Source organism: Nostoc sp. DedQUE05, from assembly GCF_034530955.1.
GTDB lineage: Bacteria > Cyanobacteriota > Cyanobacteriia > Cyanobacteriales > Nostocaceae > Nostoc.
Window position 1 is genome coordinate 21,844 of the sequence record NZ_JAVRCB010000014.1, and the last position, 14,035, is coordinate 35,878.

Here is a 14,035-nt window from a genome sequence, read left to right on the forward strand (position 1 = left end):
ATTTTGAGCTTGCTGATGTATTCAGGGGCAATTTTTGTTGTTGTACTGTCAGGAGGAGCAGGGCAGACTGATTTAGTAGAATATGATAGCTCTGTGATTCGAATTATTTATTCTTTAATCTACCTAGTTACCTTAGTACTATTAGTTTTGCGTTGGAAGAAAACTCTTTATTTCCTTAGGAAAGACTTTTGGCTTTATTCTTTAATTTTATTGTCAGCTTTTTCTATTATTTGGTCTTTTGAACCATCAACAACATTAAAAAATAGTTTTTCCCTAATTAATTCCAGTTTGTTTGGACTATATTTTGCTTCGCGATATAGCTTAAAACAGCAGTTACATTTACTTGCTTGGAATTTTGCAATTATTATAATACTCAGTTTTGTTTTTGCCATAGCTTTGCCTAAATACGGAATACAGAGCGATTTGGATGGTTCAAAGTGGCGTGGAGTATTCACGCACAAAAACGGTCTGGGAGCAAGAATGGTAACAAGTAGTATGACTTTTTTTATACTTGGTTATCAAACTCAAAGACGTAATTGGCTTTTCTGGGCAGGGTTTGTCTTGTCAATACTACTCTTACGGCTTTCTGCTTCCGGTTCATCTTTAGTTAACCTATTAATCATAATATTGACATTTTTTGCTTTTCAAATTTGGCGTTGGTCTTACCAGTTCATGGTACCAACCCTAATAATGATCGCTACTATCGGCCAAAGCTTATATTTTTGGTTGTCTAGTAACGCGAATGTCCTGTTCAATGCAATTGGTAAAGATGCGACGCTGACGGGTCGAACAGAGTTGTGGCCATTAGTAATTGATAAGATTTGGAAACATCCTTGGCTTGGTTACGGTTATGGTGGATTCTGGCAAGGATGGAATGGCGAATCTGCCGATATTTGGCTTGCAGCTGCATGGACGCCAAGCCACCCCCACAATGGATATCTGGCTCTTTGCCTAGATTTGGGTCTTTTGGGCTTAGGAGTCTTCTTTTTTGGATTTTGGCGCAATTATCTGCAAGGATTTGCTTGGGTGCGTAGTAGCAAAACAGCATTTGATATTTGGCCACTTATACACATGACATATATACTTTTATCTAGCCTCACTGAGTCTAACTTAATGGAATCAAATAGTTTGACTTGGATACTCTATGTGGCGGCATCTCTCTCAGTCAAAATCTAAAAATCAGATGATTAATCAATATAATTGTAACCAGCTAATAACAGCAAAACTGATAGCTGTCATGATGTGTATATGCATATTTATTATTTAATCCAGTTTCGCCAAGTTCTGAATATAAGTTCCATAAATAAGGTATATTTTAGACTTGACGACTGAGTGTTTTACTAAAGTAGCCTTTCACATTTACCCTGGCTATACCCATAAATTCAGGGTTTCAACCATTTTTCCGAGTGAGTGAATAATTACTGACTAAACTAATTAAAAATTGAAATTATTATGGCATCACCGAAAAAAGTATTAATTATTGTTGAAAATCTCCCAGTTCCCTTTGATAGACGGGTATGGATGGAAGCAACTACTTTGCAAAAAGCTGGGTATGAAGTTAGTGTAATTTCACCTACGGGTAATGGCTTTGAAAAAGATTACGAAATTATTGAGCAGATTCACATTTACCGTCACCCTCTACCACCGGAAGAAAGTTCTGTCATTGGCTATCTCCGAGAGTACAGTTGGGCGATTAACTGGCAATTCCGTCTAGCTCAAAGGGTATGGCGAGAGCGTGGTTTTGATGTCATACATATTTGTAATCCGCCCGATTTACTTTTCTTGGTAGCAGCATGGTTTAAATTATTTCATGGTATATCTATTATCTTCGATCATCACGATCTCAGTCCAGAAATGTATGAAGCTAAGTATCGTCGGCGCGATATTTTTTATTATGGATTACGCTGGGCTGAACGCTTAACCTATGCTACAGCAGATATGGTAATTTCAACGAACGAGTCACACCGAGAAGTAGCTCTTAAGCGTGGGCACAAGAAACCAGAGAAAGTATTTGTAGTTCGTAGTGCGCCGGATCTTTCGCGCTTTCGCCGAATGCCTCCAAACCCCAATTACCGCAGAGGTAGAAACTACTTGATAGGTTACATGGGTGTCATGGGAGAACCAGAAGGTATCGATTATCTCTTAAGAATGGTATATTACATTGTCCACAAAAAAAATCGCTCTGATATTCACTTTATGCTAATTGGTAGTGGTCCTATGGCAGAAAAGCTCAAGGACTTATCCAAAGAGTTAGAAGTGAATGATTTTGTAGAATTTACAGGGTTTAAGCAAGGTGAAGAACTTTTAGAGCGGCTTTCCAGCTGCGACGTGTGTGTAGAACCTTCTCCAACATCTGCTTATAACGAAAACTGCACTATGAATAAAATCCTTGAATACATGGCAATGGGAAAAGCAATTGTCCAGTTTGATTTGCGAGAGGGAAGACGTTCTGCACAAGAAGCATCTCTTTATGCCAAACCTAATGACGAGGTAGAATTTGCCGAGAAAATTTTGGAACTTCTAGATTCTCCTGAACGTAGACAAAAGATCGGAGCCGAGGGCCGACGTAGAATGGAGGAAATTCTTGAATGGCAATATCAAGCTCCAAAACTGTTAGATGCTTACGATAAAGTTTGGCAAAGTAGGTAGCTACTTTAACTTTCAGAATTACTATATTGAGTAGTAAATGAGTTGACTAATGAGTAGATGTTTATGGTCAAAATTACAAAATGACTAAAGAACGGATTTTTTACTTGACTTTGAAATTTTGGCTTTGGCTAAGATAGTTGATCTGACAAGGAATCTAGCCGTATAATATCCAAGCCAAAAATCAAGTCTTTGATAATCCAGAAATAAATGTGAATGAATATTAGTGGTTGATGGCTAATGCAAAAAAAATTTAATTTAACCTCCTGTTACTAAAGGGTTGATTTATGGGAAGGTCGTTATAGTTAGGACGTAGTTAACTCATCTGAAATTCCAAAATTAACAAAGGTTTTGCTCAATAAAGGTACACACCACCGTTACACATTTCACTCAATGGGGACTAAATTTTTCACTTAAATATATACTACAATACATTTCATTTAAGCACTTCTTGCTTCTTTTATTTGCGCCTTTGGCGGTTCGTTAAAAAAAGGATTTCGATAAAGAGTTAAGCTTTAACTGAACCGTATTCGTCTATACTATGTTTTATATTGTAAAATTATACATAATCAGTATTGTCAATTGCACTGGTTTGTGACTGTTATAAGTCAATTTTGAGTTTCTTGCTTAAGACCTGTACTTTGGAAGATTTATGTCAGAAAAATCTATGGAATCTAGAGAATCTATTGATTTAGACCTTAATCGTTACTTATTGATATTGAAACGCTGGTGGTTGCCTGCTTTCAGTATATTTGTGGCGACAGTTATTCTGAGTGCCATATCTACACAATTTCTGAAGCCAGACTATGAAGCAGAAGGAAAACTGTTATTCAGGATTCCCAGTTTTAAAGTAGCAGGCAATAATCTTTACCCTGATACCTCTGAAGGAGGAGAAGCAGGAGATTTGAAACCATTGGTAGCAACTCAAAATCCCATAAGCAGTCAGATAGAAGTTATTTCTTCCCCAGCTTTATTACAACGGACAATAGACAAACTACAACTAAAAGACAACGAAGGTGAACCTTTGGAGGTGAAAGCACTACTAAAAGCCCTGAACCTAAAAATTGTTGGTGGGACAGATGTATTGCGTATTACTTATAAAAGTCACAATCCTGAAGAAGCAGCAGCAGTAGTCAACACAATTATGAGGTTTTATTTAGAAAATGATATTCTGACAAATCGCTCTGAGGCAGGAGCGACTCGTCAGTTTATGGCCAAGCAACTTCCTACAACTCAAGCTGCTGTTAATAATGCAGAAGTAGCGCTACGTATATTTAAACAAAAGCATCAGATTGCAGATTTATCAGAGGAAACAAGGTCAGCTGTTGCGACTATTGGAAATCTAGACAATGAGATGAATACTGTCAAGGCTCAACTGGATGAGGTAAATGCCCAAACCAATCAACTACGGCAGAAAGTAGAGCTAAATTCTCAAGAAGCGATCGCTGTGAGTGCCCTCAGTCAGTCACCAGCAGTACAGGGAATTCTTACACAACTCCAAGAGACCGATCGGCAGTTAGCGGTTGAGCGCAGCCGTTTTCTAGATGATAACCCAGTAATTATTAACCTAGAAGCAAAAAAAGCGAATTTAAAATCTCTCCTACAACAGCAAGTTGGTCAGACTGTTGGCAATCAAACACAAGTTCCCCAGAGCCTATTGCAGATTGGAGAACTCAGACAAAGCCTGATACAAAACTTTCTGCAATCAGAAATACAACGTTTTGGCTTAACTCAAAGACTCTCGTCACTATATAATTCTCGTGCCAGCTATGAACAGCGGGTGAAACTCATACCCCAGTTGGCTCAAAACCAGCGGGAGTTAGAACGGAAAGTTGAAGTTGCAGAATCGACCTATCAAACTCTATTGAAAAAGGTTCAAGAATTACAGTTAGTTGAAAATACAAATACCCCTAGTTCCCGAATTATTGCTCAGGCTTTAGTGCCTGAAGATCCTACATTAACCAAAAAAATAATTGTTTTGGTGCTAGGAGTCATGTTCGGTTTGTTTTTTGCTACCACAACTGTACTTTTTCTCGCGATGAGAGATAGATCTCTAAAAACACTTAAAGAAATTAGAGATGTATTTGGATATACTTTGCTAGGAATTGTTCCTTTGTCTGTTAAAAAGCTTCGTTCCCGTGATTCAAATGCAGAATCAACGTCTCAAACAGTTGCCGTCAGAGATACTCCCCACTCTTTAACGAGTGAAATGTACCGAATGATTCAAGCAAATCTGAAATTCTTAAGTTCAGATAAATTGCTTAAAACCATTGTGATAACTAGTGCAATTCCTAAAGAAGGCAAGTCTACAGTTTCAGCTAATTTGGCAGCAGCGATCGCTCAACTAGGACGTCAAGTTTTATTAATAGATGCAGATATGCGAGTTCCTTCTCAACATCATCTCTGGCAATTAACCAATGAAGTTGGTTTAAGTGAGGTTCTCGTAGGTCAGGCTGAATTTAACATTGCCGTATCTAAGGTAATGGACAACCTTGATGTTTTAACTGCTGGAGTTAGGCCTCCCAACCCACTTGCTTTGCTTGACTCAAAACGGATGGCATCACTCATTGATAGTTTCTCATCCCAGTATAAGTATGACTTTGTAATTATTGATGCTCCTCCACTGCTTTTGGCAGCCGATGCTTTGACTTTAAGCCAAATGACTGATGGTATTTTGTTAGTAGCCCGACCCGGAGTAATTGATTCCAACAGTGCTAATGCTGCTCAAGAGATATTAGAGAGATCCAATTACAACGTTCTAGGTTTAGTAGTCAATGGAGTCATTGATAAAAATGAATCTAGTAGTTATCGATATCATTCTCACGAATACTTTAACCCAAGAGAGTTGAAAAAAGAGCTTAAGGGACTGGCGAAGAAATAAAGCTTCTAAAAAATTATTTTAGGAGTTACATCAAGTCCGGATAAATATTTATTAATAAAGACTGACGTAAAGACGCCAGAAGTTTTAAATAATAAGTAATTAACCGGACTAAGAATTATTTATATAGCGCTCCTAGATCGGATAAGATATATCTTCACTGTTTTGCTTCGTGGCTGTTGCTGGCCTTCTTGAATTGAGTTGTAGACAAAAGCTATATATCAATAAAAACTTTATCCTACAACCCAATGCCATACTTTTAACTACTACCGATTTTCGTATGCTCCTCTATCAGGTGCAGAACCGGACACACGAGGATTGCCTAGAAAATCAGTTTTCAAACTACTCCACTTTAAGCCACTATTAATTGCCGGACTTGTTGATTTCAATCTAAAGTCACGAGCCGAGGCATTAACAAACTGTGGATCTGCAATCATATCGTTAGGCCCTGTAATCTTGATTGTCGAATTATTACGATAAACATTGTAGTTATAACTGACGTTGACATTTTTCATATTGCTATTCGCAACATTACCAGGGGAAGGATACATAATGTTATTGAAAATTTTGACATCAGACGAATAACCCGCATAAATTTCGCCTTTTCCCTTTTTTTTAACTTCTGGACTTTGCTGATTCAAATATGCCGTGTTGTTGATAATATCGATATGCTGACTATCATGGGAATGAATACCTGAACCGCCATTATTGTAGGTGAGATTGTTTGCAATTAAAATCCGTCCTCTATATCCTTTTGAAACATCAACAATAATACCATTACCGTCTGAAATCGTTCCGGAACCAATCCAAGGAACGTACATTCGATTATTGTAGCTTCTGTTATTGGTCACAAATATCTTGTATCCCTGCTTGTTGTCAGAACTCCAATTATTAAGCAGGGAAATGCCACTGCAACCATGAACTGTGTACCAAGCGTTATTGAAAACAGTGTTATTATCCACTTTCACATAATCAGCTTGGATTGCTGAGATACCTGCTCCTCCACAATCATGCACTTTGTTGTTTAGAATATTTATATGATGAGAACGGCCTTTGTTTCCTCCATCAATGCTTATGCAATTTCCGCTAGTAAGCTGATTTGATGTGTTATATTTCTGACTTAACGCATAATTACGGGTGATATTAGCATTGTTCCCTATAACCTCCAGCTCGTTAATCTCGATGTATGAAGCTCCATTTGAAATCGAGATACCATTCCACGTATTGTGCTGAATTTTTGGAAAATGCCCAGGATATGCTTTATATTTAATCCATGCATTTGCAGTTCCAGAACGTTTAATACTTAGTACAGCACCGTTTTTGGGCCCATTTTTGTATTGCCCGTTCATAATAAGTACCGTGTCGCCAGGATTAGTCAGGTTTGCTGCCCTTTGAAGTGTTCTAAAAGCGGATGAGGTAGAAAGTCCGCTATTTCTGTCGTTTCCGTTACCACTAACATAGTATGTTGTCCCAGTTGAAATACCACTGATCAACTTGCGGTTAGGTAGTGGTGTTTCCTGAATAGTGGATGGCTGAGGAACATCTTTAAAGAAAGACTCTGTTATTCTCTGCCCTTGAACCAGACCTGTTAATCCCCAGGGAAGTACAAGAGATGCGCTCAAACTGAGAAAACCGAAACCATGAATCATCATAGGGAAAAAATAGGGTATGTTGCAAAAACTCAATCGTTAACGGTTAGTAACTCTAGCCTTAGTTAATAACCCAGTATTGGATACGGTCGTATCACTGCCACTTGTAAGTTTATACACGGTTTTATAGGTTTAAACCTGCGCATTTTCGCGTAAATATGGCTGAACCACCTTTCGAGCTTGTGTTCCAAAAAATTGCAAACATCTGATAAAGTCACTGAATAAAAATATCAGTATCCAGAGTTACCCTATTCATGAACACCAAGCAACCGTACAAATGGCGTCATTTCCAATTCGACATCATTCTACTGTGTATACGCGGTATCTGTGGTTAAAATAGTATATCTGTCATCAATTAGTTGATTTACTTAAATAATTCTTATGATAATAAGAATCACTGAATGACTAAAAATCAGTGATGAACTAGTATTTACGAAATCTGCTTTCTAAAATATTCTCATTATCATAAGAAATCCGAGTACCTACAATAAAGATTTCAAAAGCCTATCAATGCACATTATGAATTTACAGTGAGAGTTTTAAAGTTTACAGTATTTTTTTATAGGTAATATTACTTAAAATTATTATAATGACGGATATATAAAAGTGGTCAGATAGCTTAGAACATTGGCAAATCAGAAGAGAGCGGCTGTCAGAGTATTTATAGCAGACTTGTATTAACAAGTATCACAGCATTTAGAAAACGCAAGTTGGAAGAAGCAATGTCTTGTGAAGCGTTTGTTATGTGTAACTTGCTTTTGATTAAAGGATAGTGCAATTTTAGGGACGAAGAGGGTTGGCTAACGTCCCCAATTTGCATCTATCTTTTAAACTAAAGTCCGAATAAGTTCAAAAGATTAAAGATAACACCTAGAGGTCCAGTTATGGTGTTGACGGTATCGCCAGTCTTAGCTGAACCAGATCGGTTGACTACTACAACGTCATTATTGCGGAGTATGGGATTAGTTTGCTCATTAATCCCAGCCGAGAAATCCACTTTTACTATACGTTTAGTGACAGAACCATTAGGGTTGAGGCGAATTAAATCAACAGCACTACTACTAGCTCTGGCATCATTAAATCCGCCAGCAGCGAGTATAGCTTGATTTAAAGAACTATTTGGTTGAACGTCTGTTAGGCCTGGTTTTTTAACTTCGCCTACCACACCAACCTGAATTCGTGTAGGAGACAAAGTAGTGGTAGCTAATTGAGTCGCTTCTGCGGGGTTAATTTCAGTTGCCGTCGGAATAACAATTGTATCTCCGTCTTGCACAATGATGTCTTGATTGGCATCACCACTCTGTAACAGTTGCCAAAGATTAATATCTATAGATTGTTCTGAGCCAGTTCTTGTAGGTCGGCGTAGCTTGAGATTACGCACATCAGCTTGTGCTGTAATCCCGCCAGCTAATTGAATTACTCGTGTCACATTTGGTAAACCAGTGGGACTGGCAGTGCCACTGTTAGGGGTTGCGCCCACTTGGCTATCTGTATTACCTGGGGTGACAAGATACGAACCAGGACGGTTAACTTCACCAATAATTGTTACTGTGCGGGGTGTGGTTTGACTGGCGGCAAAGTTGGATGCAAATATATTGCGAGATTCTGCGACGTTGAAGTTGGTTGCTGTTGGCACAACTATAGTGTCTCCATCCCGCAAGGTAATATCCTGCGATAACTTGCCTGTTTGAATGAGTTCTTTCAAATTGAGGGTGACAGCTTGCTCTGAAGAACGTCCTATTCTACGCCGTAATTGAACTTGAGTCACATCCGCAGCTAAAGTCACCCCCTGCGCTGTTGTTAATGCGGCTAATACAGTGGGGTATTGTACGCCTGGATTGTTCCCGGCGCCTCCGCTCAAGTTTAGAGTGTAAGCTCCAGGACGTGTCACCTCTCCAGCAACAAAAATATTGATGGGACGAGGAGACAAGAGATTGACTGAGATTAAGGGGCGTTTGAGGAAGCGAGCATATCTTCTAGCTATTTCGTCAGAAGCTTGTTCAGTTGTTAGCCCTAATACCGATACACTGCCAATTAAAGGTAGGTTGATTGCTCCACCGGGGGGAATTTGGTATTCACCTGTATATTCAGGTACTTCAAATACATTTACACGGATGAGATCGCCGCCTCCTAATGAATAATTAGTATCTAATTGTGTTTGTGTAATTGGTGGTTGTGTTGTTGGTGGTAATGGTTGTCCCTGAGCTAGACTGGCAGATGACACAGCGGCATTGACAGCAGTTAACAAAGCCATACCTACAGCTGGCTGAATTAGGAATTTAGACAAACTTTTGTTAAGCATATTTACTTGAGACTCTGAAACTACAATCAATAAAGTACTGTCTAAACATTTTTATTTTGACTATACCTAAGTATTCATGTTCCCCGACACTCTTATTTTCCTAGAAAAGTGTGATTTTCCGGAGGAAATTTGTTTATTGAAGTTAAATTTTTAGTGAAGTTAGCTTAAATTTAATGTTGCTTGAATAGAGTAATATCAAAAAACATAAGATTTACGCCAATAAACCCAGTTTCTACAATAAATTATCTGTTAGCTAACAATCAAGTAGTCACGAATAAATTTTTATTGTCAGAGTTAATTTGATGACATTTAAAATCTGCGATGAGTAGTAAAGGACTACTAAAATTAGGAACGAGTTCATTAAATAAATACAAATAACCTTGAAAAGATGTCGGAATTTTATTTTTTGTGGATTGCGTTGGCAAAGAGAACTCAAAAAGGCAGAATTTTGGGTTTTGTTCTTCAAGCCAGTAGACAATTTACTACTTAGCAACAAGACTAATTCAATGGGTTGTTTTTTCTTTGGATCTGTTGAATAAAAAATTCTTCTAAGGATTGACGTGACAAGTTAATGGCGATAATTTTACCTTCCATAAGACGAAGACTGGCAAGAAAATCATAGTAACCATCTTGTAATGTACCGTGCCAGGAACCATCAGGCTCAAATATGAGAGTGGGTATCCATTTTTTGAGAATTTCCCAGTCACCACCTTGACCTTTTACTTGATATGTGTGATTTATGCCTAAGAGTTCATTGAGCGAACCAGAGCAAATTAGTTCACCTTGAGCGAGGATGGCAATGCGATCGCAAATCTGTTCTACTTCACTAAGAACGTGGCTGTTGAAAAAAATCGTCTTACCAGCAGCTTTGAGCGCCAGAATAATTTCTCGCATTTGGTAGCGTCCCACCGGATCGAGACCAGACATTGGTTCATCTAGAAAAACCAAATCTGGTTCGTTAATTAGCGCCTGTGCCATACCAACACGCTGGAGCATTCCTTTGGAATAGCGGCGCAAAAGCTTTTTACGGGCATCAGCTTGGGATAAACCGACTAATTCCAATAGTTGGGGAATGCGCTGGCGTTGGACACTTTGGGGAATTTGGAATAACCCAGCAGCAAGCTGTAAAAACTCCCAACCAGTGAGATAGTCATACAAATAGGGATTTTCTGGCAGATAGCCAATATGTTGCTTAACACTGCGATCGCCTATTGGCTTATCCAATAATAATCCCCGTCCAGAGGTAGGATGAATAATTCCCAGCAATAATTTTAAAAGGGTGGTTTTACCAGCGCCATTAGGCCCCAACAACCCAAAGGTTTCGCCTTTGTAAACCGTTAAAGAACAGTTTTTGAGAGATACGACTTTTTGATTTAGCCAAAAACCAGTGCGATAGACTTTTCGCAACTCAGAAGTTAGGACTACTGGCGGAGTGTCTGTCGTATTAAGTTGAGAATTAGGGTCATCTGCAACAGACTTCATCTCGGTTAAATCACTATTTATCAGCTTGGTATTAATTAAAAATTACCCAGTAGGCTGATAATAACCATCACAAACGAGTGTGTCAATTAGCTCAAACTGGTGAGTGGGGATTGGGAGGACAAGGGTATAGTTTTCCCAATGCCGAATACAACTCTTGAAGAGGCTGCGCCCGAAGCGTAGCTATGCCGCAGGCTTTACGACTACGCGGTAGTTGAGCGCAGTCGAAACTCAGTACAAGTGCCCAATGCCCAATGCCGCATGGCACGCTTGTTAACGGCAAACCTATTATTCGTAAGGCTTTTGGGTGTGGGGTGTGGGGTGTGGGGTGTAGTGAGCAAGAAGTTCATTGATGTTCGCACGAGGATTGTACTTTTCTTACTTTTTCCCTACACCCTACACCCTACCCCCAACACCCAGCCCTAGCAGGGGTTTTATCTTTTCTTAGTGCCATTCGCCCAATGCTCAATGCCTAATCCCAATATTCAATTTGACTCCTGTCATAGAACTCCCTTAGAACTGGGAATAAAGCCAGCACGTCGGGGGTCAATTTCTACCGCCTGCCGTGTTGCTCTTGCAAAGGCTTTAAATGTCGCTTCAATAATGTGATGGGAATTAATACCATCCAGTTGCCGAATGTGCAGTGTCATTTGGCTATGGTTCACCAAAGCTACAAAAAATTCTCGCACCAGTTGGGTGTCATATGTTCCTACCCTCTGAGTAGGAATTTGCAAGCCGTAGCTGAGGTGAGGCCGTCCAGAAAAGTCTAGCGCTACCTGAACTAAGGCTTCATCCAGTGGTGCAAGAAAATTACCAAAGCGGACAATGCCTTTTCTGTCGCCTAGTGCTTGGTTGAAAGCTTGCCCTAAAGTAATGCCTACATCTTCATTGGTGTGATGGTCATCAATTTCCCAGTCTCCCTTGGCTTGGACATCTATATCAATCAACCCGTGGGAGGCAATTTGATGCAACATATGATCCAAAAACGGAATGCCTGTTCCTGCTGTGCAAGTTCCTCTACCATCCAGGTTGATGGTAACTTGCACATCAGTTTCACCAGTAGTGCGGTGAACAGTGGCAATCCGAGAAGTTTCAGTTAGGCGATCGTAGTTTGAATTAACTTGGCGATTGGTTGTTTGCATGGGGAGTGAAAAGAGTTAGGAGTTAGAAGTTAGGAGTTAAAAATTCATAACTCATAACTCCTAACTCCTAACTTTATCGCGTCACATTCCCATAATTTCATATCCTGCATCTACATATAGAATTTGTCCGGTAATCCCACTGGACAAATCACTACACAAGAAAGCCGCAGCGTTGCCTACTTCTAGCTGAGTGACGGTGCGTCGTAGGGGAGCTACTTCTTCTACATGATGAATCATATCCAAAATTCCACCCACTGCTGAAGATGCCAATGTACGGATGGGGCCTGCGGAGATGGCATTCACGCGAATATTTTGCGGCCCTAGTTCAGCAGCCAGGTAACGCACACTCATTTCTAAACCCGCTTTAGCAATTCCCATAACATTGTAGTTGGGGATTGCCCTAACACCACCTAAATATGTCAGGGTGACGATACTACCTCCCTCTGTCATCAAAGGTTTCGCTGCACCACTTAATTGCACTAGTGAGTAAGTACTAATTTCTAAGGCGGTGTTGAAGCCAGAACGAGAGGTTTGGCTAAAATCTCCACTTAAATCGTCTTTGCTGGCAAAAGCCAGACAATGGATGAGGATATCTAGCTTTCCCCACTGTTCGCGAATTGTCTCAAAGGTAGATTTAATTTGGTCTTCATCTTGGACATTACAGGGAAGAAATAAGCTGGGGTTAAGAGGTTCTACCAACTCCGCGACTTTTTTCTCCATCTTGCCGCGTTCATCCGGCAGGTAAGTAATACCCAGGTTTGCTCCAGCTTTGTGCAGTTGTTGGGCGATGCCCCAAGCGATCGAGCGGTTATTGGCAATACCTGTAACAAGGGCATTTTTTCCAGTCAGATTTAGCATATAAATTGTTAATGCGATCGATCATTAGGAGCATACTAGAATCTGAGGCACGTTTTGTCTTTGTTTTATACAGGCTTGACAAAAATGAATATTGCTAAGGGTGTTTGCTGTGACAAAAACCTTGATTTTTTATAAAGATATTCTCAAGATATCTTTATTTGTTCTTCAAAAAACCTTTTGAATATAGCTATTGGAAGTACTTATCAACAATTAGTAGCTGAAAGGATCAACAATTATGTATCATTATAAACAAAGAGTTATGAAGAGATTAGTTGGAGTATAGGAAAGTACAGAAAGGTTGACGGTGCTTTATTCATTTTTCGGGTGTATTCTTAGGTAATCAGTTTTTGTTTTTCCGGCATTGGGTAGGGGAAGGGAGATGATCGTGACACAAGATAAAGCCCTAGCAAATGTTTTTCGTCAGATGGCGACCGGGGCGTTTCCGCCAGTTGTGGAAACGTTTGAACGCAATAAAACGATCTTTTTTCCTGGCGATCCTGCCGAACGAGTTTATTTTCTTTTGAAAGGTGCTGTTAAACTTTCCAGGGTGTACGAGGCAGGAGAGGAAATAACGGTAGCGTTGCTGCGGGAAAATAGTGTTTTTGGTGTATTGTCATTGCTGACAGGAAATAAGTCGGATCGGTTTTACCATGCGGTTGCATTTACGCCTGCGGAATTACTGTCAGCACCAATTGAACAAGTGGAACAAGCACTCAAGGAAAATCCAGAATTATCAATGTTAATGCTGCGAGGTCTGTCTTCGCGCATTTTACAAACAGAGATGATGATTGAAACTCTTGCTCACCGAGATATGGGTTCTAGGTTGGTGAGTTTTTTGTTAATTCTTTGTCGGGATTTTGGCGTTCCTTGTGCAGATGGGATCACAATTGATTTGAAATTATCTCATCAAGCGATCGCAGAGGCAATTGGTTCAACTCGTGTTACCGTTACTAGGCTACTGGGAGATTTGCGTGAGAAAAAAATGATTTCTATCCACAAAAAGAAGATTACTGTGCATAAACCTGTTACCTTAAGTAGACAGTTCACATAAAAACAATTGGAGAAAGGGGAATCGGCGCGT

At 39.6% G+C, this 14,035-nt stretch carries 9 protein-coding genes; 4 read left to right on the top strand and 5 right to left on the bottom strand.

Annotated elements, in window-relative coordinates; all coding sequences use genetic code 11:
* Nucleotides 1-3: 3 nt before the first annotated feature.
* The 3 genes from RMZ42_RS12375 to RMZ42_RS12385 all read left to right on the top strand — a co-directional run bounded on the left by RMZ42_RS12375 (nt 4) and on the right by RMZ42_RS12385 (nt 5,527).
* Nucleotides 4-1,176 carry an O-antigen ligase family protein gene (locus RMZ42_RS12375; protein WP_322671724.1) on the top strand — a complete coding sequence of 391 codons (1,173 nt, stop codon included), beginning with the start codon at nt 4-6 and terminating at the stop codon, nt 1,174-1,176.
* A 276-nt stretch (nt 1,177-1,452) separates the two neighbouring features.
* Nucleotides 1,453-2,649, top strand: a complete 1,197-nt coding sequence (locus RMZ42_RS12380; RefSeq protein WP_322671725.1) for a glycosyltransferase family 4 protein — start codon at nt 1,453-1,455, stop codon at nt 2,647-2,649.
* 649 nt (nt 2,650-3,298) lie between these two features.
* Nucleotides 3,299-5,527 carry a GumC family protein gene (locus RMZ42_RS12385; protein ID WP_322671726.1) on the top strand — a complete coding sequence of 743 codons (2,229 nt, stop codon included), beginning with the start codon at nt 3,299-3,301 and terminating at the stop codon, nt 5,525-5,527.
* 263 nt (nt 5,528-5,790) lie between these two features.
* On the opposite strand, the gene RMZ42_RS12390 is transcribed toward RMZ42_RS12385, so the two are convergent.
* The 5 genes from RMZ42_RS12390 to fabI all read right to left on the bottom strand — a co-directional run bounded on the left by RMZ42_RS12390 (nt 5,791) and on the right by fabI (nt 12,954).
* Nucleotides 5,791-7,176 carry a choice-of-anchor Q domain-containing protein gene (locus RMZ42_RS12390; protein ID WP_322671727.1) on the bottom strand — a complete coding sequence of 462 codons (1,386 nt, stop codon included), beginning with the start codon at nt 7,174-7,176 and terminating at the stop codon, nt 5,791-5,793.
* 829 nt (nt 7,177-8,005) lie between these two features.
* On the bottom strand, nt 8,006-9,475 hold the full coding sequence (locus RMZ42_RS12395) for an SLBB domain-containing protein (RefSeq protein WP_322671728.1): 1,470 nt from the start codon (nt 9,473-9,475) through the stop codon (nt 8,006-8,008).
* A gap of 498 nt (nt 9,476-9,973) precedes the next feature.
* A complete protein-coding gene (locus RMZ42_RS12400) occupies nt 9,974-10,957 on the bottom strand; it encodes an ABC transporter ATP-binding protein (protein ID WP_322671729.1) in 984 nt (327 codons plus the stop codon).
* Between the two features lie 497 nt (nt 10,958-11,454).
* A complete protein-coding gene (gene hisB / locus RMZ42_RS12405) occupies nt 11,455-12,096 on the bottom strand; it encodes an imidazoleglycerol-phosphate dehydratase HisB (protein WP_322671730.1) in 642 nt (213 codons plus the stop codon).
* 81 nt (nt 12,097-12,177) lie between these two features.
* On the bottom strand, nt 12,178-12,954 hold the full coding sequence (gene fabI / locus RMZ42_RS12410) for an enoyl-ACP reductase FabI (RefSeq protein WP_322671731.1): 777 nt from the start codon (nt 12,952-12,954) through the stop codon (nt 12,178-12,180).
* Between the two features lie 379 nt (nt 12,955-13,333).
* Between fabI and ntcA the strand changes: the two genes are divergently transcribed.
* Complete coding sequence (gene ntcA, locus RMZ42_RS12415; protein WP_017652326.1) at nt 13,334-14,005, top strand: global nitrogen regulator NtcA; 672 nt, start codon at nt 13,334-13,336, stop codon at nt 14,003-14,005.
* Nucleotides 14,006-14,035 lie beyond the last annotated feature (30 nt).